Annotated in this window: 24 protein-coding genes; 10 read left to right on the forward strand and 14 right to left on the reverse strand. The window is 71.9% G+C overall.

Annotated features, from left to right (window positions below; genetic code table 11):
* Positions 1-180 precede the first annotated feature (180 nt).
* Entirely contained in the window at positions 181-1,848 is a 1,668-nt protein-coding gene (locus tag ACWGPE_RS10555) for an amidohydrolase (RefSeq protein ID WP_231430989.1), read from the forward strand.
* Between the two features lie 376 nt (positions 1,849-2,224).
* Here the strand turns inward: ACWGPE_RS10555 and ACWGPE_RS10560 are convergent, their stop codons facing one another.
* Positions 2,225-3,004: a metal-dependent hydrolase gene (locus tag ACWGPE_RS10560; RefSeq protein ID WP_308191648.1), complete on the reverse strand. Its 780-nt coding sequence runs from the start codon at positions 3,002-3,004 to the stop codon at positions 2,225-2,227.
* A gap of 132 nt (positions 3,005-3,136) precedes the next feature.
* On the opposite strand from ACWGPE_RS10560, the gene ACWGPE_RS10565 reads away from it, so the two are divergent.
* On the forward strand, positions 3,137-3,634 hold the full coding sequence (locus ACWGPE_RS10565) for a glutathione peroxidase (RefSeq protein ID WP_275505787.1): 498 nt from the start codon (positions 3,137-3,139) through the stop codon (positions 3,632-3,634).
* A 92-nt stretch (positions 3,635-3,726) separates the two neighbouring features.
* On the forward strand, positions 3,727-4,230 hold the full coding sequence (locus tag ACWGPE_RS10570) for a hypothetical protein (RefSeq protein WP_231430991.1): 504 nt from the start codon (positions 3,727-3,729) through the stop codon (positions 4,228-4,230).
* Positions 4,231-4,257: 27 nt separating this feature from the next.
* On the opposite strand, the gene ACWGPE_RS10575 is transcribed toward ACWGPE_RS10570, so the two are convergent.
* The 6 genes from ACWGPE_RS10575 to ACWGPE_RS10600 all read right to left on the reverse strand — a co-directional run bounded on the left by ACWGPE_RS10575 (position 4,258) and on the right by ACWGPE_RS10600 (position 10,412).
* On the reverse strand, positions 4,258-5,700 hold the full coding sequence (locus ACWGPE_RS10575) for a dihydrolipoamide acetyltransferase family protein (RefSeq protein ID WP_452048669.1): 1,443 nt from the start codon (positions 5,698-5,700) through the stop codon (positions 4,258-4,260).
* On the reverse strand, positions 5,697-6,716 hold the full coding sequence (locus ACWGPE_RS10580) for an alpha-ketoacid dehydrogenase subunit beta (protein WP_231430993.1): 1,020 nt from the start codon (positions 6,714-6,716) through the stop codon (positions 5,697-5,699). The genes ACWGPE_RS10575 and ACWGPE_RS10580 overlap by 4 nt, the downstream gene beginning before the upstream one ends.
* Positions 6,713-7,834, reverse strand: coding sequence for a pyruvate dehydrogenase (acetyl-transferring) E1 component subunit alpha (gene pdhA / locus ACWGPE_RS10585; RefSeq protein ID WP_452048670.1), 1,122 nt, complete (start codon positions 7,832-7,834; stop codon positions 6,713-6,715). Before pdhA ends, ACWGPE_RS10580 begins: the two co-directional genes overlap by 4 nt.
* Before the next feature lie 108 nt (positions 7,835-7,942).
* Positions 7,943-8,437, reverse strand: coding sequence for an Lrp/AsnC family transcriptional regulator (locus ACWGPE_RS10590; RefSeq protein WP_275505792.1), 495 nt, complete (start codon positions 8,435-8,437; stop codon positions 7,943-7,945).
* A 14-nt stretch (positions 8,438-8,451) separates the two neighbouring features.
* On the reverse strand, positions 8,452-9,255 hold the full coding sequence (locus tag ACWGPE_RS10595; protein WP_452048671.1) for an oxygenase MpaB family protein: 804 nt from the start codon (positions 9,253-9,255) through the stop codon (positions 8,452-8,454).
* Entirely contained in the window at positions 9,255-10,412 is a 1,158-nt protein-coding gene (locus ACWGPE_RS10600; RefSeq protein ID WP_275505793.1) for an aggregation-promoting factor C-terminal-like domain-containing protein, read from the reverse strand. The genes ACWGPE_RS10595 and ACWGPE_RS10600 overlap by 1 nt, the downstream gene beginning before the upstream one ends.
* An 80-nt stretch (positions 10,413-10,492) precedes the next feature.
* On the opposite strand from ACWGPE_RS10600, the gene ACWGPE_RS10605 reads away from it, so the two are divergent.
* Together ACWGPE_RS10605 and ACWGPE_RS10610 are read left to right on the forward strand one after the other, a co-directional pair.
* Positions 10,493-11,662, forward strand: coding sequence for a glycoside hydrolase family 3 N-terminal domain-containing protein (locus ACWGPE_RS10605; protein ID WP_452048672.1), 1,170 nt, complete (start codon positions 10,493-10,495; stop codon positions 11,660-11,662).
* A gap of 125 nt (positions 11,663-11,787) precedes the next feature.
* Positions 11,788-12,351 carry a YceI family protein gene (locus ACWGPE_RS10610; RefSeq protein ID WP_231430999.1) on the forward strand — a complete coding sequence of 188 codons (564 nt, stop codon included), beginning with the start codon at positions 11,788-11,790 and terminating at the stop codon, positions 12,349-12,351.
* Positions 12,352-12,458: 107 nt separating this feature from the next.
* On the opposite strand, the gene ACWGPE_RS10615 is transcribed toward ACWGPE_RS10610, so the two are convergent.
* Positions 12,459-13,583: a winged helix DNA-binding domain-containing protein gene (locus tag ACWGPE_RS10615; RefSeq protein WP_452048673.1), complete on the reverse strand. Its 1,125-nt coding sequence runs from the start codon at positions 13,581-13,583 to the stop codon at positions 12,459-12,461.
* Positions 13,584-13,697: 114 nt separating this feature from the next.
* Here ACWGPE_RS10615 and ACWGPE_RS10620 point away from each other — a divergent pair, with 114 nt between their 5' ends.
* The gene (locus ACWGPE_RS10620) at positions 13,698-15,296 is read left to right on the forward strand and encodes an ABC-F family ATP-binding cassette domain-containing protein (RefSeq protein ID WP_231431001.1); all 1,599 of its coding nucleotides are present in this window, start codon (positions 13,698-13,700) and stop codon (positions 15,294-15,296) included.
* 42 nt (positions 15,297-15,338) lie between these two features.
* Here the strand turns inward: ACWGPE_RS10620 and ACWGPE_RS10625 are convergent, their stop codons facing one another.
* From ACWGPE_RS10625 to ACWGPE_RS10635, 3 genes are read right to left on the reverse strand one after another with little or no spacing between them, the layout of a single operon-like run.
* Complete coding sequence (locus tag ACWGPE_RS10625) at positions 15,339-16,190, reverse strand: SURF1 family cytochrome oxidase biogenesis protein (RefSeq protein WP_452048674.1); 852 nt, start codon at positions 16,188-16,190, stop codon at positions 15,339-15,341.
* Positions 16,187-16,441 (reverse strand): hypothetical protein, encoded by a 255-nt coding sequence (locus ACWGPE_RS10630; protein WP_231431003.1) that lies wholly within the window; start codon positions 16,439-16,441, stop codon positions 16,187-16,189. The genes ACWGPE_RS10625 and ACWGPE_RS10630 overlap by 4 nt, the downstream gene beginning before the upstream one ends.
* Positions 16,438-16,773, reverse strand: a complete 336-nt coding sequence (locus tag ACWGPE_RS10635; protein ID WP_231431004.1) for a DUF3099 domain-containing protein — start codon at positions 16,771-16,773, stop codon at positions 16,438-16,440. The genes ACWGPE_RS10630 and ACWGPE_RS10635 overlap by 4 nt, the downstream gene beginning before the upstream one ends.
* Positions 16,774-16,877: 104 nt before the next feature.
* On the opposite strand from ACWGPE_RS10635, the gene ACWGPE_RS10640 reads away from it, so the two are divergent.
* Positions 16,878-17,588 carry a beta-ketoacyl-ACP reductase gene (locus ACWGPE_RS10640; RefSeq protein WP_231431005.1) on the forward strand — a complete coding sequence of 237 codons (711 nt, stop codon included), beginning with the start codon at positions 16,878-16,880 and terminating at the stop codon, positions 17,586-17,588.
* Positions 17,589-17,616: 28 nt separating this feature from the next.
* On the opposite strand, the gene serB is transcribed toward ACWGPE_RS10640, so the two are convergent.
* The gene (gene serB, locus ACWGPE_RS10645; RefSeq protein WP_231431006.1) at positions 17,617-18,279 is read right to left on the reverse strand and encodes a phosphoserine phosphatase SerB; all 663 of its coding nucleotides are present in this window, start codon (positions 18,277-18,279) and stop codon (positions 17,617-17,619) included.
* Positions 18,276-19,523 carry a glucose-1-phosphate adenylyltransferase gene (gene glgC, locus ACWGPE_RS10650; protein ID WP_231431007.1) on the reverse strand — a complete coding sequence of 416 codons (1,248 nt, stop codon included), beginning with the start codon at positions 19,521-19,523 and terminating at the stop codon, positions 18,276-18,278. Before glgC ends, serB begins: the two co-directional genes overlap by 4 nt.
* An 81-nt stretch (positions 19,524-19,604) precedes the next feature.
* Here glgC and glgA point away from each other — a divergent pair, with 81 nt between their 5' ends.
* The 3 genes from glgA (at position 19,605) to ACWGPE_RS10665 (ending at position 22,037) form a co-directional block, all read left to right on the forward strand.
* The gene (gene glgA, locus ACWGPE_RS10655; protein ID WP_275505796.1) at positions 19,605-20,792 is read left to right on the forward strand and encodes a glycogen synthase; all 1,188 of its coding nucleotides are present in this window, start codon (positions 19,605-19,607) and stop codon (positions 20,790-20,792) included.
* Positions 20,793-20,841: 49 nt separating this feature from the next.
* On the forward strand, positions 20,842-21,633 hold the full coding sequence (locus tag ACWGPE_RS10660) for an ABC transporter ATP-binding protein (RefSeq protein WP_231431009.1): 792 nt from the start codon (positions 20,842-20,844) through the stop codon (positions 21,631-21,633).
* 155 nt (positions 21,634-21,788) lie between these two features.
* Complete coding sequence (locus tag ACWGPE_RS10665; protein WP_231431010.1) at positions 21,789-22,037, forward strand: type B 50S ribosomal protein L31; 249 nt, start codon at positions 21,789-21,791, stop codon at positions 22,035-22,037.
* Positions 22,038-22,094: 57 nt separating this feature from the next.
* On the opposite strand, the gene ACWGPE_RS10670 is transcribed toward ACWGPE_RS10665, so the two are convergent.
* Complete coding sequence (locus ACWGPE_RS10670; RefSeq protein WP_231431011.1) at positions 22,095-22,811, reverse strand: exonuclease domain-containing protein; 717 nt, start codon at positions 22,809-22,811, stop codon at positions 22,095-22,097.
* Between the last annotated feature and the right edge of the window lie 129 nt (positions 22,812-22,940).

Here is a 22,940-nt window from a genome sequence, read left to right on the forward strand (position 1 = left end):
CGCACCGACCACCCCGAGCTGCAGTGGCTCACCGAGTCCCAGTTCGTCGGGTACGCCCGGGCCGAGCCGGGCTTCGTCATCATCCGCGTGTTCCGCCTCGTCTGAGGCGGCGTCACCCGACCGGATGCCTCGCCCGAGGGATCCCGAACCCCGAGCTTGATGCAGAGAATCGAGACCGACATGACCGAACCCGCCGACCTCGTCATCGTGAACGGGCGCGTCTTCGACGGGCGCGTGCGCACCGTGCACACCGCGGTCGCCGTCGCGGGCGACCGAATCGTGCGCGTCGGTGCCGATGCCGACGTGCTCGCGCTCCGCGGTGACGCGACACGCATCGTCGACGCCGCAGGCGGCGTCATCCACCCTGGGTTCGTGGACGCGCACGTGCACGCGGCGTTCGCGGGTGTCGAACGGCTGAGCCTCGACCTCACGCCGGCGCAGAGCGTCGAGGAGACGCTCGAGCTGATTCGCGCCGGCGCCGAGCGCAGCGACGCCGGATGGCTCACGGGTGGCGGGTGGAGCCACGAGCTGTTCCCGGCGCCCACCAGGCAGGTGCTCGACGCGATCGTGCCCGACCGCCCCGTCGCGCTGAGCGACGCCGGGCACCACACGCTGTGGGTCAACTCGCGGGCGCTCGAGCTCGCGGGCGTCGATCGCGACACCCCGCAGCCGCACAACGGGCACATCCACCTCGACGCCGACGGCGACCCGACCGGGTACCTCAACGAGACCGCGGCCGAGTTGGTCGGACGGGTGATCCCGCCGGCCACCGAGGACGAGGTGCTCGCCGGCCTGCTGAACGCGCAGGAGTACCTGTGGTCGATCGGCGTGACGGGCTGGCACGAGGCGATCCTCGGCGAGTACAACGGCAAGGCCGACTGCACGCCCGCGTACCTGCGCGGCATCGCCTCGGGCGAGCTGCGGAGTTCGGTTTCGGGGGCGCTCTGGATCGCGCCCGGGCTGCAGCTCCACGAGGTGCCGGCGCTCGTGGCCCGGTTCGTCGAGCTGCGTACGCGCAACGCTCTCGCGGGATTCTCCACCTCGACGGCGAAGGCGATGATCGACGGTGTGCCACACGGCGAGACGGCAGCGCTGCTCGAGCCCTACTGCAACCACGGCGACGGGTTCGCCGGTGAGCTGCACTTCGACGAGGACGTGATCCGGGCGTTCGTCGCCCAGCTCGACGCGGCAGGCTTCGCGCTGCACCTGCACATCATGGGCGACCGCGGCATCCGGGTCGCGCTCGACGCGATCGAGGCGGCACGGGAGGCGGCACGCGCTGACGGCGCGGGGTGGGCGGCGCCCCGCCACCACATCGCGCACCTGTCGATGGTCCGGCCCGAGGACGCCGCGCGATTCGGCCCGCTCGGCATCACCGCGAACATCCAGGGCCTGTGGGCCGCTCCCGACCCGTACGTCGTGCCGATGATCGGCGAGGAGCGGATGCTCGCCGGTTACCCGTTCCGCGCGATGGCCGACGGCGGGGCCGAGCTCGCGATGGGCTCCGACTGGCCGGTGTCACCGCCCGATCCGTGGCTCGCGATCCACGTCGTCATGAACCGCTGGGCGCCGCCGCCTCCCGGGGTCCCGCTGCCGCCGCTCCCCGAGGGGGCCGTGCCGCCGACGCTCGACGCCGAGCACCAGGCGCTCACGCTCGAGCAGGCGTTCGCGGCCTACACGTCGGGGTCGACCGAGCTCGTGCTCGGGCGTCCGGGTCGGGTCCGGGTCGGCGAGCGGGCCGATCTCGCGGTCGCGACGGGCGACCCGTTCGAGCTGCCCGCTGAAGCGATCGTGTCGCTGCAGACCGCCTTGGCCGTCGTCGGGGGCGAGGTCGTGTTCGAACGATGAACGACGTTGCCTGGCCCTCCCAGCGGACAGGCCTCAGTCGGCGCTTTGTTGACTACAGGCAATTGGCACGACGCCGCCCAAACCAATCCACGAGCGAGTTGGTCGTCGCTCGTTCGCGAGCCCCGTGGCCCCTGAACGTCTCTCGCTAGTCACCCGCAATGCAACGTCGTACGTGCTGAGTTTGATCCGTGGTTGTTGAGACCGGCGTTCAGGAGCACCGGGACCTCGCCGAATACCCGAACAGCCAGTAGAAGCCCATCCGAGCAGCGCGCGCGCCGCTGGCGGCGCCCGGGGCAGCGCAGCCGCCGCCGGTAGTCTGCCGCGGCCGCATGGCCGCATGGCCGCGGCCGCGCGGGACTCCGGCGGACGCGAGAGGTCACGCCCCGAGTTCGATGCCGATCGCGCGCAGCACCTCAGCGGCGACCGCGACCGTGCAATAGAGCGCCAGCAGCCCGCCGAGGGCCTTCTCTCGCCACGACCCGGTGTCGCCGAGCAAAGGCAGCGCGACGAACCCGTTCGGCAGCCAGACGCGGTTCACGAGCGGCACGGCACGCACGAAGGACGGCGGCCGCGGCATCCACGGCCAGAGAAGACCGGGCAGGCCGCCCGTCGTGAGCGCATCGCCGGCGAGGTGGGCGACGAACCCGAGCGCGACCGCGAGCGGGAACCAGGCGAGTCCGCCCGGCGCCACGACGATGAGCACGAGTGCGAGCGCGAGACCCGCGATCCATGCGGTGAACCACGAATCGACGAAGTCGCGCGCCTTGACGCCGAAGCACGTGAGCGCGGCGACGCCTGCGGCGACGCCGATCGAGAGCGGACCCACTCCGTCGACCTCCACGGTCGCGAAGGTGAGCGCCCACGCCGCGCCCGTGACCACGAATGCGCCAAGGAGTGAGTGAGCCCCGTGCCGGTGCCCGCCGGAGACGGCCTCGACGGTGCGGGCGGTCAACCGGCCGAGCACCGGCACCGACTGCGCGATGGTCGCGCTGTGATGATCGGCGTCGGGGAGGAGGGCCGCTCCGGCGCAGACCAGTGAGCCTGCGAGCACGGCGACCGGGTCGAGCGGAAGGGCACCGCTCGAGAGGTACGGCACGGTGCCGGTCACGGCGATCCAGGCGGCCGCTCCGCTCACCGCATGACTGACCCCCATCATCGCCGGCCGCCGTCGGAGGAGGCATGAACGGCGATCGGGGCGCGGTGCATCGGGTCGGATCCTTCCGGTAGGGCGTTGCGATCGTAGCGGCACCCGCCCACACCGAGCGCGCGGCGGCGTAGGCTCGAAGGCGTGCAGATCCGAGACATCCCGCTCACGACCATCGACGGCGAGCCCGCCTCGCTCGCCGACCACGCCGACGAGGTCGTCATGGTGGTGAACGTCGCGTCGCGCTGCGGGCTCACCCCGCAGTACGAGAAGCTCGAAGCCCTGCAGCGCGAGTACGAAGACCAGGGCTTCACCGTCATCGGCTTCCCGTGCAACCAGTTCGCCGGGCAGGAGCCCGGCGAGGCCGACGACATCAAGGAGTTCTGCTCGATGACGTACGGCGTGAGCTTCCCGCTCATGGAGAAGACCAAGGTCAACGGCCGTCACCGTCACCCGCTCTACGAGGAGCTGACGAAGGTGCAGGATGCCCGCGGCAAGGCCGGCCGCGTGAAGTGGAACTTCGAGAAGTTCGTCATCCTCCCCGATGGCGAGGTGCACCGCTTCCGGCCGACCACCGAGCCCGACGACCCGGCGATCATCGCCACGATCGAACGCGGCCTCGCCAGGCGGCGCGCCGCCTGAGGCATCCGCCCGCGCCCGGCGCGGTTCCTTGACCCCCCGACAGGGGCGGCCCAGAATTGGGGGGTCGATCAGAACGTAGGAGCGGAGTCCGAATGTCAGACGCGTACGCCCGTCCGAGCCGCGACGACCAGCCGACGGTGCCCGATTTCGCACCGGCACCCGAGTCGACCGACGACACCGTTGCGATGCCGCCCGCCCCGTCGAACGACGTCCGTCCCTGGGGCCGCGACCTGCGATTCATGCTCGTCGTGCTCGTCGCGATCGTCGTGCTGTTCATCGCGTTCGCGTTCGTCGTCGCCTTCGGCCCGTCGGCCGGTGCGATCAGCGCGCTCGCGATCGTCGCGGCGCCGATCGCGACCATGGTGGCCGCCTACTACGGCATCTCGCTCGCGCTGCGCCAGGTGCGCGACGCGCGCGACGCGGCCGAGTCGGCCGACGCGCGCGCCCGCGCCGCAGAGACGAGCGCCCGCGAGTCCGACGCCTGGGCGGCGCAGATGGAGTCGGGCCTCCGGGTGTCGGTCGCCAAGCTGCGCGCCGCGGGTGTCGACACCCGCGATGTCGAGCGCGCCGCGGGCACGCCCGACGAGTTCTTCTGATCGGCCGATCGACGGGGCCCGCCCGCCTCAGAGCTCGGCGAGCACCGAGATCGGGTGCTCGATGCAGCGCGCCACGAACGTCAGGAACGCCGCAGCCTCGGCGCCGTCGCACACCCGATGGTCGAACGACAGCGTGAGTTCCGTCACCGTCCGCACGGCCAACGCGCCGTCGACCACCCAGGGGCGCTCCACGAGGCGCCCGATGCCGAGCATCGCCGCCTCGGGGTGGTTGATGATCGCAGCCGAACCGTCGACCCCGAGGGTGCCGTAGTTGTTCAGCGTGAACGTTCCCCCCGTGAGGGCGTTCGGGGCGAACGCGCCCGTCGTCGCCGCCTCGGTCTGCACGCCGATCGCGTCGCGCAGTTCGCGCAGGGTCATGCGCTCGGCGTCGTGCACGACGGGCACCATCAGCCCACGTGGCGTCTGCGCGGCGAGTCCGAGGTTGACGGCGCCGTGCAGCACGAGCTCGCCGCGTTCGGCGTCGTAGCTCGAGTTGAGCCGGGGGTGACGGCGCAGCCCGGCCACCACGAAGCGCGCGACGAGCGCCGTGGTGCCGAAGCGTTCACCGGTCGCCTCGTTCAGGTGACGCCGGGCCTCGACGAGCGCGGTCGCGTCGACGTCCATCCAGACGGTCGCCTCGGGGATCTCGCGGCGGGAGCGCGAGAAGTGCGAGGCGGCGGCCCGCGCGACGCGGTCGAGCGGCAGCCGCTCGTCGCCGGCCGCCGTGGTGGGGGCCGGGGCGGCGTCGGGTGCGGATGCCCCGACGCGAGTCGGCGCAGTGTCGGCTCCGGGGCGTTGCGCCTGCTGCTCGCCGATGTACGCCTCGACGTCGCGCCGCATGACGAGGTGGTCGGGGCCAGTGCCGGTCAGCCGGCTCGCGTCGAACCCGTGCTGACGTGCGAGACGGCGCACGATGGGGGAGACGACGGGGGAGCGTCGCGCGGGGTCGAGCATCGTCGGCGCGTTCGCACCGGCGCCGGTCGAGGCTCCGCCGCCAGCGCCGCCGCTGCGGCGACGGCCGAATCGTGCGGGCGCGGAGGCCGCGCGCTTGGTCGCGCCGCTCGTGCGGGTCCCGTAGCCGATCAGCACGGCGCCCGATTCCTCGGTCGCGACATCGGTCGGAGCGGCGACGCCCGGTTCGGCGGCCACCGGAACCGCACCCGGCGAGGCGACGTCGGCCGCCGAGGCCGCCGTGGTCGAGTCATCCCCGGCGGTCGCCGCGGTCGCCGCGGTCGCGGCACCGAGCGTCAGCAGCACCGCGCCGGCGTGCAACGTCTCGCCGACCTCGCCGCCGAGCGACTCGACGACGCCGGCGAAGGGCGTCGGCAGCTGCACGACCGACTTCGCCGACTCGAGTTCGACGACGGGCTGGTCGATCGCGACCTCGTCGCCGGGCGCGACGAGCCAGGCGACGATCTCGGCTTCGGTGAGGCCCTCGCCCAGGTCGGGCAGGATGAACTCGCGGGTCATGCGTCCCACTCCCAGGTGTCGAGTGCTGCGAGCACGCGGTCGGCCGTCGGCAGGTGGTGCTCCTCGAGCTTCGGCGACGGGTACGGGATGTCGAAACCCGCGATGCGCAGGATCGGCGCTGCGAGATGGTGGAAGTTGCGCTCGGTCACCCGGGCTGCGACCTCCGCTCCGTAGCCGCCGAACTGGGCGGCCTCGTGGATGACGGCGGCGCGCGACGTCTTGCGCACCGACGCGCCGACCGTCTCGTCGTCGAAGGGGGAGAGGCTCCGCAGGTCGACGACCTCGATCGAGAGCCCTTCGTCGATCGCCGCGTCGGCGGCCTCGAGCGCGGTGCGGACGGTCGGCCCGTAAGCGAGGAGCGTGACGTCGGTGCCCTCGCGCACGACGACGGCACGATCCATGGGCGCCGTCGTCACCGGCAGTGCGAGCGGGGCCCTCGCCCAGTACCGGCTCTTCGGTTCCATGAACACCACGGGGTCGTCGCTGTCGATCGCCTCGCGCAGCATCGAGTAGGCGTCGGCGGGGTTCGAGGGCATGACGACCGTGAGGCCCGGTGTCGACGCCCAGTACGACTCGGAGGAGTCGGAGTGGTGCTCGACGCCGCCGATCGCGCCGGCGCACGGGATCCGCACGACCATCGGCAGCGTGACGCGGCCCTTGGTGCGGTTGCGCATCTTGGCGACGTGCGAGACCATCTGCTCGAACGCGGGGTAGCTGAACGCGTCGAACTGCATCTCGACGACCGGGCGCAGGCCGTACATCGCCATGCCGACGGCGGTGCCGATGATGCCCGACTCGGCGAGCGGCGAGTCCCAGATGCGGTCTTCGCCGAACTGCGCCTGCAGGCCGTCGGTCACCCGGAACACGCCGCCGAGCGGGCCGACGTCCTCGCCGTAGACGACGACGCGGTCGTCGGCGGCCATCGCGTCGCGCAGTGCGGCGCCCAGCGCCCCCGCCATCGTCAGTTCGGTCGGGGATGCCTCGGCGCGGGCGCCTGCGGTCGCGGTGGCGGTCATCGGCCGGCCTCCTGCGCGGCCTCGGCGAGCTCGGCCTCGAGGAAGGCGCGCTGCTCGGCGAGGGCGGCACGCGGCCGCGAGTAGACGTGATCGAACAGCTCGAGCGGGTCGAGCTCGGCCTCGACGGTCATGACCTCGCGCGTCGCGGCCGCGAGATCTTCGGCGGCGTCCGTGATGTCGGCGCGCAGGCTCTCGGTGAGGGCGCCCTCGGAGACCAGGTACTTCTCGAGCCGCTCGATCGGGTCGCGCCGCTTCCAGTGCTCGACCTCGCGCGAGGAGCGGTAGCGGGTCGGGTCGTCGGAGTTCGTGTGCGATTCGATGCGGTACGTGACGCCCTCGACGAGCGTCGGGCCGCCGCCGGCCCTCGCCCGTCCGACCGCGGCCGTCGTGACCGCGTACATCGCGGCCACGTCGTTGCCGTCGACGTGGAACCCGGGCATGCCGTAGCCGACGGCCTTGTCGGCGAGGGTCGCCGCGCGCGTCTGGCGCGCGAGCGGCACGCTGATGGCGTACTGGTTGTTCTGCACGACGAAGACGGTCGGGGTCTGCCAGACCGCGGCGAAGTTGAAGGCCTCGTGCGTGTCGCCCTCGCTCGTCGCGCCGTCGCCGATGAAGGTGAGCGCGACGATCGGGTCGTGGCGAAGGCGGGCGGCGTGCGCGAGCCCGACCGCGTGCAGCGCCTGGGTCGCGAGCGGCGTCGCCTGCGCGGCCGTGCGGTACGCATGCTGGTCGTAGCCGTTGTGCCAGTCGCCCCGGAACGACTGCAGGATCTCGCCGGGCGCGATGCCGCGAGTGAGGAGTGCGATGCTGTCGCGATAGGTCGGGAAGAGCCAGTCGACGGCGTCGAGGGACGCGACGGCGCCGATCTCGCAACCCTCCTGGCCGAACGCCGAGGGGTAGGTCGCGAGCCGACCCTGCTTGGTGAGTGCCGTGACCTGCACGTCGAAGCGTCGTGCGACGACCATCTTGCGGTAGAGGTCGAGGAGGGTCTCGACGTCGGGCAGCGAGAACCCGCCGGTGGACTCGCCGGACACCGCGTGGCCGGCGTTGTCGAGGAGCCGGAGCGGCTTCTCGGCGGGAAGGGTGCGCGTCGGGAGGTGCTCGACATTGAGGCTCATGTGCCCATCGTGCGACATGCTCGCCCGCGTCGGCGGGCGTGTCACGCAAGCGTGAACGAACGGCTTGCGACGATCCGAATGCGTGCCGATCGTCCGCGACCGGTGCGGTCAGGTGCGCCAGATGTCCAGGGTCTGCGCGGGTGGTCGCCCGTCGATCTCCTCGAGGATGAGATGGCTGCGCGTCGACACGACACCGGGCATGTCGTGGATGTCGCGCAGGATCGCCTGGCTCAGCTGCTCGTGATCGGGCGCGCTCACCGTGAGGATGATGTCGATGTCGCCCGAGACCGCCTGCACCTTCTCGACGAAGGGGAGCGTCGCGAGCTTCGCCGCGATCTCCTCCCAGGACACCTCGCCGATGCGCACGACGACGAGCGCCGAGATGTGGAGCCCGATCGAGCGGCGGTCGATCTGCGCCCCGAAGCCCGTGATGACGCCACGCTGCTGCAGCTGCTGCAGGCGGTTGTGGGCGGCCGTGCGCGAGATGTGCACGCGGTCGGCGAGCGTGCGCACGGAGAGCCGTCCGTCGCGGCTGAGTTCGGCCACGATTCGGCGATCGATGCTGTCGAGCGCATCGTTGCGGTGCGGTGCCTGCGGGGTCATCGTCGTCCTCTGCCTCACCGCCCAGCGTACCGGTTCGCGCGGCTCGCGCGCGTGAGCGAGGCCCGCATCGGGGCGTGCCTGATGCTCGCCGGCAGGTGGGGCCAGGCCATCGCGACGGCGCGCAGCCAGGCGTGGCTCACGCGCTCGGCGCGCGGCGTCCAGCGGAAGCCGTACGCGTCTCGCACCGAGGGCGGCAGCAGCGCCGCGGTGATCAGCCTGACGAACGGCAGGAGGAACCGCGAGCCGGGTGGCAGCGCCGGCGAAGCGGTGAGGAGGGTGCGTGCGATGCGGCGTGCCTCGTCACCGACCTCGACCGTCGCCAGGCGGCCGCTCCACCAGGCATCGAACCCGGTCCGGGTCGAGGGCCATCCCGCGCGGCCGGCCTGCAGGCCGATGCCGAGTTCGCCGTAGCCTCGCACCACGACGTCGGCGACGTGCGGGTCGAGCGGACCCCAGAGACGTTCCTGGAGGGTGAGGGCCGTCGCGAGGATCGTCGACGCCACCCAGCGCTGGGCATCGGCGTCGAAGGCGCTGTAGGCGGGGGATTCCGCGCCCCCGCCGTTGCGCACGGGGCCATGGCGTCGGTTCACCCGCCGCACGGCCTCGCGCACGATCGCGTCGTCGCCGAACCCGATCGCGTAGACGTAGTCGAGCGTGCCGAACAGCCGGTCGAGCGGCCGATGCGCGAAGTCGCTGTGCCGTGCCACGCCGTGCGCCACACGGGGGTCGGCGAGCTGCAGCAGGATGGCCGCGCCGCCGCCGAGGAGGAGCACACCCTCGGCGGCATGTCGGCGGAAGAGGAGGTCGTCGGAATCCATCAATACCAATTGAACTGCTCGGAGTGCGCCCACGCACCGCACGGGGCGCCGTAGCGGCCCGAGATGTACGACAGGCCCCATTCGATCTGCGTCGCGGCGTTGGTGCGCCAGTCGGCGCCGGCGGCGGCCATCTTGCTGCCGGGCAGCGACTGCGGGATCCCGTACGCTCCGCTCGACGCGTTGTACGCATCGGCCCGCCAGCTCGACTCGCGCGTCCACAGCAGAACGAGGCACTCGAACTGGGCGGAGCCCCATCCGAAGCGACCGACGGCGCCCGCCGCGTACGCCTTGGCCGCATCGGGGTCGACGACCATGCCCGGCGGCGGAGCATCGCCGCCCGATCCGCCGCCGGAGTCGGCGGCGTTCTCGGCCGCCTCGGCCGCCGCGCGTTCGCGGGCCTCGGCTTCGAGACGCGCCTGCTCGCCGATGCGGTACCGGCGTTCGAGCTCGACCGAGCGGTCGCGCAGGCTCGCGAGCTGCGCGTAGAGCGTGTCGAGCGCCTGCCGCTGTTCGGCGACGCGCGCTTCGGCCGCCTCATGAGCGGCGCGCGCCTGATCGGCCGCGGTCTCCGCCGCCGCCGCGAGACGCCCGCGTTCGCGCTCGGCGACATCCGCCTGCGCGCTGACCGAGGCCGACTCGGCCTGGGCGGCATCGGCCCGCGCGGCGAGTCCCGCTGCGAGGTCGCTGAGCTGCGCGCCGCGACTCAGTCCGTCCAGGAGATCTCCGACGTCACCGCCGTCGCCCGCCTCGACGAAGAGCCGGAGTGCGACATCGGCGCCCCCGGTGCGCGCGAGCACCGAACTCAGATGGGCGAACCGTGCGGTGGCCTCGTCGGCCGTCCCGGCCGCCGCGTCCGCGTCGGATCGGAGTTGCCGGGCCCGAGCGGCGGCCGCGCGGTGCTCGGCTTCCGCCGTCGCGGCGGTCGCGGCGGCCTCCACGGCGACGTCGCCGAGCCGGCCGGCCTCCTGCTCGAGACCGTCGACGATGGCCGTGATGCGATCCGCCTCGGCCGCCCTGGCCGCGACGCTCTGCTTCGCCGCCTCGACCTCGTCCCAGCTGGGATAGTCTTCAGCCGCAGCGGGCGACGCCGTCGCTCCGATGGCCGCGACGAGGATCAGCGCGGTCGCGGCGTGCACGATCAGGCGTCTGCGGCGCATCGACTCACCCCTCCCGAGGCCGCGAGTCTACCCACGCCCCCGCTCGGCGCCCGATCAGACACGCAGCGTACACTCGCCGGGTGCGTTCCCCCCGCCTTCTCCCGCCCGCCGTGCTCGCCGTCGCAGCGGCGCTCCTCGTCGGGTGCGCACCCGCGAGCGCGCCCACGCGAGCGACGGCCGGCACCGAGGGATCCGCGACGCCGACGGCCATGGCCACGCCGACGGCCGACGCCTCCGAGGACTGGGTCTCCGACCGGGTCTCGACGATGACCGCGGCCGAGAAGGCGGCCGCACTCCTGATGCTGCACGCACCCGGCACCGATCCTGGACCGCTGCGCACCTATCTCGACCAGGGGGTGTCGGGAGTCATCCTCATGGGCGACAACATCGCGGGCGACGCGGCGTCGCTGCGCGCACTGACCGGTGCGCTCACGGTCGATCCCGCACTCCCGCCGCTCATCGCCGTCGACGAGGAGGGCGGCGAGGTGCAGCGTCTCGACTGGGACACGGCGGCGAGTGCCGGCACCCTCCGCGCTGCACCGTCGTCCGACACGACCGCGGCGTTCGCGGCTCGCGCGCAGAGCGTCGACGCGGGCGGGGCGAACGTCAACTTCGGCGTCATCGCCGACGTCACGGACGACCCCGACTCGTTCATCGCCGGACGAGTGCTCGGCACCGACCCGCAAGCGGCGGCCGATCGCGTCGCGGCGGCCGTCCGAGGCGAGCGCGGCGTCGTCGCCACGACGCTCAAGCACTTCCCCGGGCACGGTGCCGCGCCCGGCGACTCGCACTCGAGCGTTCCGAGCGCGCCGCTCGACCTCGCCGCGTGGCGTGCCGGCCCGGCGCTCCCGTTCACCGCCGGGATCGACGCGGGGGCGGAGCTCGTGATGACGGGACACCTCGCGTATCCCGCCATCGACCCGGCGCCGGCGTCGCTCTCGCCCGCGTGGCACCGCATCCTCCGCGACGAGCTCGGGTTCGACGGCGTCGTGGTGACCGACGACATGCTGATGCTGCAGCACAACGGGCTCCCCGAGTACGCCGACCCCGGGGAGAACGCGGTGCGCGCCGTGGCGGCCGGTGCCGACCTGCTGCTCTACGTGCTTCCCGCCGATCCCTCCGAGTTCGGTATCTCGGTCGACGGGCTCGTCGGGGCGATCACGGACGGCGTGGCGTCCGGGCGCATCTCCGAGGCGCGGCTCGACGACGCCGTGACGCGCGTGCTCGCCCTGCGGCGCGAATTGAGCTGAATGTCGAGCGGGTCGGGAGTCCGCGAAGAAAGTTCCCCGGTTCCGGGAATAGATCCGGCAGATCCATGCGTTTGCATACGTGAGGCCGATCGGCCCCGAGATATCGAACTGGAGAACAGCGAGCTATGACGACCACCGCCCCGACGATCGAGATCCCCGGCTATCGCGCTGGCACCTGGAAGATCGACACCGCCCACAGCGAGGTCGGCTTCCAGATCCGCCACCTCATGATCAGCAAGGTCAAGGGCAAGTTCGAGCGCTTCGACGCGACCTTCGTGACCGCGGAGAACCCGCTCGAGTCGTCCGTGACCGCCTCGGCCGAGGTCGCGTCGGTGTCGACGAACGAGCCCAACCGCGACGCCCACCTGCGCACCGGCGACTTCTTCGAGGCCGAGACCTACCCGACGATCGACTTCGTCTCGACCGGGGTGCGCGTCGAGAAGGGCGACTTCAAGGTCGACGGCGACCTCACGATCCGCGGCATCACGAAGCCCGTCACGTTCGACTTCGAGTTCGGCGGCTTCGGCGGCGACCCCTACGGCAACTACAAGGGCGGCGCGTCGGCGAAGGCCGTCATCAACCGCGAGGACTTCGGCCTCCTGTACAACACCGCCCTCGAGACCGGCGGCGTGCTGCTCGGCGACCAGGTCACCATCACGCTCGAGCTGCAGGCGGACTTCCAGCAGTAGGTCGCGCGGCGCGATCGACAGGGTCGGATGCCTCGGGCGTCCGACCCTTCGTCGTTCCGGCGGCGCCATGGGGACGCGTCCCCGCGCGAGTGTGCGGCGCCGTGCCGTCAGGCGGTCGGCCCCACCTCGGTCGGCTCCACCTCGACCCCGGCGAGCCGGGCCGACCAGAACGCCGCCCAGCGATCGAGGGCGGGCCGGAACCCGTCGAGCTCGCACCCAGCCAGGAAGGGTGCGAGCGTCACGGTGGTGCCGGCACGCCGCTCGGGGGAGCGGCGCCACGTGCCCACCACTTCGCCGTCGCGCACCAGGATCGGCAGGAACAGCCCGTTCTTGCCCGGCACGACGCGCAGCGCGTCGTCGGGGGAGCAGAAGGCGGAGCGATCGCCATAGCCGAGGAAGTACTCGTCGAACGGCGCGAGCACGTGATGCCCCGACGCGGAACGGCCCGTGCTCGGCGCGTCGGCTGCGACGAATCGCTCGTCGTCCCATGCGGTGACCGCGCCGCCCGCCAGATCGACCGCGGCGCGAGCCTGCGTGAGCGTGAGCCCGGTCCACCAGGCGAAGTCGCGAGCCGAGACGGGACCGTGCCCCCGGGCGTACCCCGCGAACAGCCGGGCGAGCGCCTCGTCGTCGCCGAGGTCGGACGCGCCCGCTGGCGACCACTCGTCGAGGAGCACGAAGCGCTGTCGCGCACGCGTCTCGATCGGGCCGTTGCACAGGAGCCCTTCGCTCGCGAGCAGCCAGATCAGGTGATAGCCGCGCTGGCCCGTCGTCGAGACACCGGCAGCGCTCCAGGCGGCCTGCAGTTCGTCGCGGGTCGCGGAGCGCCCGCCCTCGAGCAGCGCGACCGCGATGCCCCGGACGGTGGCGAGCACCTGCTCGTCGATGCCCTCGTCGCGCTCCATCTTCGCCGAGCGCATGCGGACCCGGGGCGACGCGAGCCGGAGGATCGGACGCAGCATCACCGGGTCGACGAAGTGCAGCGTGCCGCGCATCGGCCACGACCTGAGCAGCAGCCGGCCCTCGATCGCGGCGTCGATCGACGCCTCGCTCGAGTCGCGGACGCGCGCGCCGAGCACCCACTTCGCCGCGGCGAGGTCTTGCGCCTGCACGCAGACGAGCCGCTCGATCGCGTCGGCGGGAGAGCCGAACGGGGTCACGAGCCCCTGCGCCCGGAGCCGGGCCGCGCGCAGCGCCGCGACCGTGGAATCGCGCGAGGCATCCGTCGTCATGCTGCGAGTCTGCCCGACGCTGCCGACATCGCGCGAGGCGGCCGCGCGCCGCCGGTTAGACTGGGAGGCTGTGCCACTCGGCACCATCGAACCCACCCCGCCAGGAGGCCCGCCGTGCTCGCCGTCCACGACCTCGAGATCCGCGTCGGCGCGCGCCTGCTCATGGAGAACGTCTCTTTCCGTGTGTCCGACGGCGACAAGATCGGCCTCGTCGGCCGGAACGGCGCCGGCAAGACGACCCTCACGAAGACCCTCGCGGGTGAGACCCTGCCCACCGACGGTCGCATCGACCGCTCGGGCGAGATCGGCTATCTCCCGCAGGACCCGCGGTCGGGAGATCCCGAGATGCTCGCACGCACCCGCATCCTCGACGCACGCGGCCTCGGCTCGCTCGTGCTCGGCATGCACGAGGCATCCATGAACATGGGCAGCGACGACCCGGTCGTGGCCGAGAAGGCGATGAAGAAGTACGGCAACCTCACCGACCGCTTCAACGCGCTGGGCGGGTACGCCGCCGAGGCGGAGGCCGCGTCGATCGCCTCGAACCTCAACCTGCCCGACCGCATCCTCGACCAGCCCCTGAAGACCCTGTCCGGTGGCCAGCGCCGGCGTATCGAGCTCGCTCGGATCCTGTTCAGCGACGCCTCCACGATGATCCTCGACGAGCCCACGAACCACCTCGACGCCGACTCCGTCGTGTGGCTGCGCGAGTTCCTCAAGGGCTACAAGGGCGGTGTCATCGTCATCTCGCACGATGTCGAGCTCGTCGGCGAGGTCGTGAACCGCGTGTTCTACCTCGACGCCAACCGATCGGTCATCGACGTCTACAACATGGGGTGGAAGCACTACCAGCGCCAGCGCGCCGCCGACGAGGAGCGCCGCAAGAAGGAGCGCGCCAACGCCGAGAAGAAGGCCGACGTGCTGAAGCTCCAGGCGGCGAAGTTCGGCGCCAAGGCCTCGAAGGCGGCCGCGGCCCACCAGATGGTCGCGCGCGCCGAGAAGCTGCTCGCAGGGCTCGACGAGGTGCGCCAGGTCGATCGCGTCGCGAAGCTGCGCTTCCCGACGCCCGCGGCCTGCGGTCGAACGCCGCTGCAGGCCTCGGACCTGTCGAAGAGCTACGGCTCGCTCGAGATCTTCACCGCCGTCGACCTCGCGATCGACCGCGGCTCGAAGGTCGTCGTGATCGGCCTGAACGGCGCCGGCAAGACGACGCTCCTGCGCATCCTCGCCGGCGTCGACCAGCCCGACACCGGGCAGCTCGAGCCCGGCCACGGCCTGCGCATCGGCTACTTCGCGCAGGAGCACGAGACGATCGACGTCAAGCGCACGGTGCTCGAGAACATGGTGTCGGCCTCGCCGAACCTCACCGAGACCGAGGCGCGCAAGGTGCTCGGTTCGTTCCTCTTCACCGGCGACGACGTGCACAAGCCGGCCGGTGTGCTCTCGGGCGGCGAGAAGACGCGCCTCGCGCTCGCGATGATCGTGGTGTCCGGCGCCAACGTGCTGCTGCTCGACGAGCCCACCAACAACCTCGACCCCGCGAGCCGCGACGAGATCCTCGACGCGCTCTCGCACTTCGAGGGCGCCGTCGTGCTCGTCTCGCACGACCCGGGCGCCGTCGAGGCGCTCAACCCCGAGCGCGTGCTCATCCTGCCCGACGGCGTGGAGGACCACTGGTCGGCCGAGTACCAGGAGCTCATCGAACTGGCTTGACGCGCGCACGCGGCCGCACCGCAGCGATCGACCGGGAGCGCCCTACCGGCGGTCGAGGATCCCGTCCTCGACGTCGGCGTCCTCGTCGCGGCGGGCCTTCCGCTCGGGTCGCCGCGGTGCGCGGCGCTGCGGACCGCGGTCGCCGCCGCTGCCCGTGGATGCCTCGGCGAGGCCCTTGCGCTCCTGGTTCGCCGCCCAGCCCAGGCCGATGAACGCGAGCAGGGCGAACACGAACCACTGCAGCGCGTACGACAGGTGCGGCCCCTCGTCGCGCTCGGGGCGCGGGGCCGCGAGCGGCGGCTCGGCGGCGTCGTCGGGCGACTGCACGAGCAGGCCGTACGCGCCGGTGTAGGCGGGGGCGTCGATCCGTGCGGCGAGTTCGTCGAGATCGATCGTCGCGAGCTCGGTGCCCGTCGACGTTCGGCCCTCGATCGTGCCCTCACCCGCCTTCAGGCGCGCCTCGACCACGACCTCGCCCGAGGGCGCGGCCGGAATATCGCCCGGTCGTCCGTCGGGCGCCTCCGGGATCCAGCCGCGGTCGACCATGAACACCGTGCCGTCGTCGAGGCGGAACGGGGTGATGACCTCGAAGCCCACGTTGCCGCCCAGCGGTCGGTTCCGCACCACGACCTCGTCGGCGGCCAGGTACTCGCCCTCGAGCGACACGACCTGCCAGCGCTGGTCGATGTCGAACGCGCCCGGATCGGGGAGCGCCTCGGCGACGGGAACGGCGTCGGCGTCGTAGTTCGCGTCGATGCGGGCGACCTCGGCGAGCGCCTCGGCGCGGCGGTTGAGCTGCCAGGTGCCGAGGGCCGAGCACGCGATCGCGAAGATCACCACGAGGACGAGGTACCCGGCCCAGCGGCCGCTGAGGAGGAAGCGCCAGTCGTTCACGAGCGGCCTCCCGTCGAGGCATCCGCGCCGCGCTCGTCATGACCGAAGGCGGCGACGGAGACCGGGAACGAGCGGGCCTCGAGGAACCCGCGCAGGTAGTCAACGTGCTCGTCGCAGGCGAGCCACGTCTTGCTGCGGTCGCCCGTGTGGATCTTGGGGTTGCGCCATTCGATGCGCCACGTCGCGGCCGTCGTGCACGCGGCGCGGGAGCAGACGGCGCCGTCGGGGGCGCCGGAGAGTCCGCCGATCATCGGGTTCCGTCGCCTTCGTCCGGTGAGGGCGCGGACGGCCCGGCGGGCAGGGCGCGATCGGGACGGACGGCACGGCCCGCGCGACCCGAACCCTGCGCGTTCGCGAGCACGACCGCGATGTAGGGGAGGAAGATCGCCCCGGCTGCGAAGACCGCGAGCCACCATCCCTTCGCGAAGAGCATGGCGAAGATGCAGGCGACCCGGATCGTCATCGCGATCGTGTACTTGATCATGCGTGCGCGCCGCTCCGCTTCGGGGGAGGGCGGCAGCGAGGTGATCGACTGCTGCTTCATGGTGGTCGCCGGGATCTGACGGCGCTCCTCTTGCTTCAAGCCTACGTCCGTCGCGGCCCGACGGATGCCGAGAACGGGACACTCTATGCTGGGACGGGCCGCACGGCCAGTTCCCCGCATCGACCCTTGAAACGGAGTCCAGCATGACGACGAGCCGCACCGTCCTCGTGACCGGTGGCAACCGGGGCATCGGCTACGCCATCGCCCGCGAGTTCATCGCCCAGGGGCACCGCGTCGCCGTCACCGCCCGCTCCGGCGAGGGGCCCGAGGGCTCGCTCACCGTGCGGGCCGACGTCACCGACGCCGAGTCGATCGACCGCGCGTTCACCGAGATCGAGGCCGAGCTCGGCCCCGTCGAGGTCGTCGTCGCCAATGCGGGCATCACCCGCGACACCCTCCTCCTGCGCATGAGCGAGGACGAGTTCACGAGCGTCATCGACACCAACCTCACGGGCGCGTTCCGCGTCGTCAAGCGGGCGTCGAAGGGCATGCTGAAGGCGCGGTTCGGCCGCATCGTGCTCATCTCGAGCGTCGTCGGGCTCTACGGCTCGCCCGGCCAGATCAACTACTCGTCGTCGAAGGCCGGCCTGGTCGGCATGGCCCGCTCGCTCACCCGCGAGCTCGGCGCCCGCAACATCACCGCGAACGTCGTCGCGCCGGGGTTCATCGAGACCGACATGACCGATGAGCTGCCCGAGGCGCAGCAGGCGGAGTACAAGAAGAACATCCCGCTCGGACGATTCGCGTCTCCCGACGAGGTCGCGCGGGTCGTGGCCTGGCTCGCGGGCGACGACGCCGGGTACATCTCGGGTGCCGTCATCCCCGTCGACGGCGGCCTCGGCATGGGGCACTGAGCGCGTCCGACGCTCCCGCCGACGCGGCTCAGCCGCGCAGGCCGAGCAGCGCGAGCACCTGAGCGAGGTCGGGTCGGTCGACCGCGACGTCGGCCTGCGCCCTCACGATCGGCTTCGCGCAGAATGCGACGCCGAGCGCCGCGCGGTCGAGCATGCGGAGGTCGTTCGCCCCGTCGCCCACGGCGACCGTTCGGCCGAGCGGGATCGCGCTGCGGTCGGCCCATTCCTCGAGCGCGAGGCGCTTCGCCTCGGCGTCGATGATCGGCCCGTCGACCACGCCCGTGAGCCGGCCGTCGACGACCGCGAGCCGGTTCGCCCGGCAGAAGTCGAGTCCCAGTCGTTCGGCGAGGGGGTCGAGCAGCTCGTGGAAACCGCCCGACACCACGCCGACGCGACCACCCGCGGCGTGCACGCCGGCGATGAGGGCCTCGACGCCGGGCGTCGGGGTCATGCGGGTCCGCACCTCGTCGAACACGGCGGTCTCGACACCCGCGAGGGTCGCGACGCGCTCGCGCAGGCTCGCCGCGAAGTCGAGTTCGCCGCGCATGGCCCGCTCGGTCACGGCGGCGACGTGCTCGAGGCTGCCGGCGGCTTCGGCGAGCAGCTCGATCGCCTCCTCTCGGATGAGCGTCGAGTCGGCGTCGAGCACGACGAGCGGGCCGCCGGAGCGGCCTGTCTGCGCGGCGCTCACGCGTGCGTCCGGACGCGCGAGCCCTTGCCCACGACGGTGATGCCGCTGTCGGTCACGATGAAGCCCCGCGCGACGTCCTCGGCGCGGTCGACGCCGATGCGTGCGCCGGCTTCGACGACCACCTCCTTGTCGAGGATGGCGCGCTGCACCGTCGCTCCGGCCTCGATGCGTGCGCGATCGAAGAGGATCGAGTCGGCGACGTGCGCCCCCGAGCCGACGATCGCCCACGGGCCGAGGACGCTCCGTTCGACGTGCGCACCCGAGATGACGGAGCCCAGCGACACGATCGAGTCGATCACGGTGCCGAGCGAACCCCGCGCATCGCGCGTGAACTTCGCCGGGGGCGAGTTGAGCTGCTGGCTGAAGATGGGCCATTCCCGGTTGTAGAGGTTGAAGACCGGCAGCACCGAGATGAGGTCCTGATGCGCCTCGAAGAACGAGTCGATCGTTCCCACGTCGCGCCAGTAGTAGCGATCGCGATCGGTCGAGCCGGGCACCTCGTTGCGCTGCAGGTCGTAGACCCCCGCCTCGCCGCGGTCGACGAAGGCGGGGATGATGTCGCCGCCCATGTCGTGGCTCGACGAGGACTGCTCGCCGTCGCTCAGCACCGCGTCGATGAGGGCCTGCGCGTCGAACACGTAGTTGCCCATGGAGGCGAGCACCTCGCCGGGGGAGTCGGGCAGGCCGACGGGGTCGTTCGGCTTCTCGAGGAACCGGTTGATGCGCTCGGGGGAGGCGGGATCGACCTCGATGACGCCGAACTGGTTCGCGAGCGCGATCGGCTGCCGGATGGCGGCGACCGTGGCGGCGGCCCCAGACTCGACGTGCGCGTCGATCATCTGCGAGAAGTCCATGCGGTAGACGTGGTCGGCGCCGACGACGACGATGAGGTCGGGCCGCTCGTCGTAGATGAGGTTGAGGCTCTGCAGGATGGCGTCGGCCGATCCCGAGAACCAGCGCTTGCCCAGACGCTGCTGCGCCGGCACCGACGCGACGTAGGAGTTCAGGAGGCCGTTGAGCCGCCACGTCTGCGACACGTGCCGGTCGAGCGAGTGCGACTTGTACTGGGTCAGCACGACGACCTGGCGAAGGCCGGAGTTCAACAGGTTCGACAGCGCGAAGTCGATGAGCCGGTACTGGCCGCCGAAGGGCACGGCGGGTTTCGCCCGGTCTTCCGTCAGTGGCATGAGCCGCTTGCCCTCGCCGCCGGCGAGGACGATACCGAAGACCTTGCGCGCAACCATGTGCCCACTGTAACCAGCCGGCGGCGATTCGGTGCTCCCGGTTTCGGAGCGTGTCACCGGCCCCTGCGCTAGCGTTGCAGCATGCGCGTCGACCTCCTCACTCGTGAGTATCCGCCCGAGGTCTACGGGGGTGCCGGCGTGCACGCCGCAGAGCTCGTGCGCGCGCTGAGGGCGAGCATCGACGTGCAGGTGCGCTGCTTCGGCGCGCCGCGCACGGAGGCCGGCACGACCGCCTACCCGGTGCCTGCCGAGTTCGCCGAGGCGAACGCCGCACTCTCGACGATGGCCGTCGACCTGCTCATCGCCGGCGACTCCGCGGGCGCCGACCTCGTGCACTCGCACACGTGGTACGCGAACTTCGCCGGCTTCACCGCCAAGCGACTGCACGGCGTTCCGCACGTGGTCACCGCGCACAGCCTCGAGCCGCTGCGACCGTGGAAGGCCGAGCAGCTCGGCGGCGGCTACCGGTTGAGCTCGTGGGTCGAGCGGGCCGCCTTCACCGATGCCGATGCCGTCATCGCGGTGAGCGACGGCATGCGCCGCGACATCCTGCGCTCGTATCCCGACCTCGACCCCGCTCGCGTGGAGGTCGTCTACAACGGCATCGACCTCACCGACTGGGCGCCCTCGAACGACGCCGACGCCGTGAGCGCGCTCGGCGTCGACCCCGAACGGCCCTCGATCGTGTTCGTCGGCCGCATCACCCGGCAGAAGGGCCTGCCGTACCTGCTGCGCGCGGCGCGGCTGCTGCCCGCCGACGTGCAGCTCGTGCTCTGCGCTGGCGCTCCCGACACCCCTGAGATCATGGCCGAGGTCGAGGGCCTCGTCGAGGGCCTGCGCGCCGAGCGCGACGGCGTCGTCTGGATCGACCGCCATCTGCCCAGGAACGAGCTCACCGCACTGCTCACCGCGGCGACGTGCTTCGTGTGCCCCTCGATCTACGAGCCCCTCGGCATCGTCAACCTCGAGGCGATGGCCTGCGGCGCGCCGGTCGTCGGCACCGCGACCGGGGGCATCCCCGAGGTCGTCGACGACGGCGTCACGGGCGTGCTCGTGCCGATCGAGCAGGCCGACGACGGCACGGGCACGCCGCTCGACCCCGACCGTTTCGTCGCCGATCTCGCTGCGGCGCTCACGCGCGTCGTCGCCGATCCGGCGCGTGCCGCCGAGATGGGCGCGGCCGGCCGCAGGCGCGCCGAGACGCAGTTCGCGTGGGACGCGATCGCCGCCCGAACGATCGAGGTGTACGAGCGGGTGCTCGGCCGCTGACCCGACGGGTGCGTCGGAGGGCGACTTCGCTCCCGATAGCATTGGACGCATGGCGAGTGCGAGTACGGTTCTGCAGTTCCGGGATGTGTCGGTGGTCCGAGATGGCAACACGATCCTCGACTCGGTGACGTGGAGCGTCGACTCCGACGAGCGCTGGGTCGTGCTCGGGCCGAACGGTGCGGGCAAGACCACGCTGCTGCAGATCGCCGCCGCTGCGATGCACCCGACCTCGGGCAAGGCCGAGGTGCTGCAGGAGAAGCTCGGCAAGGTCGACGTCTTCGAGCTCCGCCCGATGATCGGCTTCGCCTCGACGGCGATGGCCCGCCGCATCCCGCGCGACGAGACCGTGCTCGACGTCGTGCTCACCGCGGCGTACTCGGTCACGGGGCGCTGGAACGAGGAGTACGAGGGCATCGACCTCCGTCGCGCCGAGCGCGTGCTCAAGGAGTGGGGCCTCGAGGGCTTCTCGGGCCGCCGGTTCGGCAGCCTGTCCGACGGCGAGCAGAAGCGCGTGCAGATCGCCCGTTCGGTCATGACCGACCCCGAGCTCCTGCTCCTCGACGAGCCGGCCGCGAGCCTCGACCTCGGCGCCCGCGAAGAGCTCGTCGGGCTCCTCGGCGGCTACGCCGCGTCGCCGGCGTCTCCGGCGATCGTCATGGTCACCCACCACGTCGAGGAGATCCCGGTCGGCTTCACGCACGCGCTGCTCCTGTCGAAGGGCGGCATCGTCGCGGCGGGCCCGCTCGCCGAGGCGCTCACGGCCGAGGCGCTGAGCACCACCTTCGACATGAAGATCGAGCTCACCGAGCGCGACGGGCGGTTCGCCGCGCGCGCCGTCTGAGACGTTCGCGCCTCGACTCTGCTAAACTCGTTAGCTGGCCCTCGGGGCCAGCATGCTTTCCCGCCGACGAACGGCACCGCGAAGGTGCGTCACTCGCGCGGCGGGAGCTCGAACATCATCCGATCGCTCTATCAACCGAATCCAAGGAAGTCTCCATGAAGACCGACATCCACCCCGAGTACAACGCCATCGTCTTCCGCGACCTGGCTTCGGGCGCCACGTTCCTCACGCGCTCGACCGCGACGAGCGACAAGACGGTCGAGCTCGACGGTGTCACCTACCCGGTCATCGACGTCGAGATCTCGAGCGAGTCGCACCCGTTCTACACGGGCAAGCAGCGCATCATGGACTCGGCCGGCCGCGTCGAGAAGTTCAACCAGCGCTTCAAGAACTTCGGCAAGTAATCCAGCCGACCGAAGGGGCGGGCGACCGAGGTCGCCCGCCCCTTCGTCGTCCTCGCATCAGGCGCCGGTGCGAACGCGCACGGGCCACGCGCCCGACGTCGTGAATTCGGGCTCGCCGTTGCCGCGTCGCCACGCCTGGTAGCTCTCGGCCTGGTCGCGGCACCATTCGACCTGCCGTGCGTGCAGGTCGCCGATCGCGAGGGCCGCGAGCTCGGGGTAGGCCCGCGCGATGGCCTGTGCGACCCGCCCGGCCGCGACCGCGTCGGCGCCCGCGTCGTGCGCGTCGTCGAGGCGGACGCCGTAGTGGGCGGCCGTGACCGAGAGCGTGCGCTTGCCCCTGCGGTAGCGGTCGACCGCCTTGTCGATGACGAGCGGGTCGACGACCGGGCCCGGGCCCGGCAGCGGGGCGAGCCCGTAGCGCTCGGCCTCCCGCGCGAGCACGGTGAGGTCGTACGCGGCGTTGTACGCGACGATCGGCAGGCCCCTCGCCGCGGCCGATGCGAGCTCGCCGATGATCTCGGCGACCGCGGTCGCGGCGTTCTGCCCTTCGAGCCGAGCCCGTTCGGTCGTGACGCCGTGGATGAGCGAGGCGGCCGTCGGGATCTCGACGCCCGGATCGACGAGCCATTCGCGCCGCTCGAGCACCTCGCCCGAGGCACCGAGCACGCCCACGTGCGCCGTGACGATGCGGCACACGTCGACGTCGATCCCGGTCGTCTCGAGGTCGAAGACGGCGAGGGTGTCGGCCCAGCGGGCCCCGTTCACAGCATCCATGTGCCACAGGCTATGCAGCGCCACCGTCATCACCGGTGCAGCCGATCGCGTGTCCTGACCCCGGGCCGTGCAATCCCGCGCGACGCGGCGAGCACGGGCCGCGACGCGCAGGTCGCGCGCAGTCGCCGT

This window comes from Agromyces sp. NPDC055658 (genome assembly GCF_053618155.1).

Bases quoted from the DNA above. Each gene is read 5' to 3' on its own strand.
- pdhA (WP_452048670.1), bottom strand. From the start codon at position 7,834: ATGAGCCTCAATGTCGAGCACCTCCCGACGCGCACCCTTCCCGCCGAG.
- glgC (WP_231431007.1), bottom strand. From the start codon at position 19,523: ATGGTTGCGCGCAAGGTCTTCGGTATCGTCCTCGCCGGCGGCGAGGGC.
- ACWGPE_RS10590 (WP_275505792.1), bottom strand. From the start codon at position 8,437: ATGACCCCGCAGGCACCGCACCGCAACGATGCGCTCGACAGCATCGAT.
- ACWGPE_RS10640 (WP_231431005.1), top strand. From the start codon at position 16,878: ATGACGACGAGCCGCACCGTCCTCGTGACCGGTGGCAACCGGGGCATC.
- ACWGPE_RS10595 (WP_452048671.1), bottom strand. From the start codon at position 9,255: ATGGATTCCGACGACCTCCTCTTCCGCCGACATGCCGCCGAGGGTGTG.
- ACWGPE_RS10615 (WP_452048673.1), bottom strand. From the start codon at position 13,583: ATGACGACGGATGCCTCGCGCGATTCCACGGTCGCGGCGCTGCGCGCG.
- glgA (WP_275505796.1), top strand. From the start codon at position 19,605: ATGCGCGTCGACCTCCTCACTCGTGAGTATCCGCCCGAGGTCTACGGG.
- ACWGPE_RS10670 (WP_231431011.1), bottom strand. From the start codon at position 22,811: ATGGATGCTGTGAACGGGGCCCGCTGGGCCGACACCCTCGCCGTCTTC.
- ACWGPE_RS10665 (WP_231431010.1), top strand. From the start codon at position 21,789: ATGAAGACCGACATCCACCCCGAGTACAACGCCATCGTCTTCCGCGAC.
- ACWGPE_RS10555 (WP_231430989.1), top strand. From the start codon at position 181: ATGACCGAACCCGCCGACCTCGTCATCGTGAACGGGCGCGTCTTCGAC.
- ACWGPE_RS10600 (WP_275505793.1), bottom strand. From the start codon at position 10,412: ATGCGCCGCAGACGCCTGATCGTGCACGCCGCGACCGCGCTGATCCTC.
- ACWGPE_RS10575 (WP_452048669.1), bottom strand. From the start codon at position 5,700: ATGACCCGCGAGTTCATCCTGCCCGACCTGGGCGAGGGCCTCACCGAA.
- ACWGPE_RS10630 (WP_231431003.1), bottom strand. From the start codon at position 16,441: ATGATCGGCGGACTCTCCGGCGCCCCCGACGGCGCCGTCTGCTCCCGC.
- ACWGPE_RS10610 (WP_231430999.1), top strand. From the start codon at position 11,788: ATGACGACCACCGCCCCGACGATCGAGATCCCCGGCTATCGCGCTGGC.
- ACWGPE_RS10570 (WP_231430991.1), top strand. From the start codon at position 3,727: ATGTCAGACGCGTACGCCCGTCCGAGCCGCGACGACCAGCCGACGGTG.
- ACWGPE_RS10560 (WP_308191648.1), bottom strand. From the start codon at position 3,004: ATGATGGGGGTCAGTCATGCGGTGAGCGGAGCGGCCGCCTGGATCGCC.
- ACWGPE_RS10580 (WP_231430993.1), bottom strand. From the start codon at position 6,716: ATGACCGCCACCGCGACCGCAGGCGCCCGCGCCGAGGCATCCCCGACC.
- ACWGPE_RS10660 (WP_231431009.1), top strand. From the start codon at position 20,842: ATGGCGAGTGCGAGTACGGTTCTGCAGTTCCGGGATGTGTCGGTGGTC.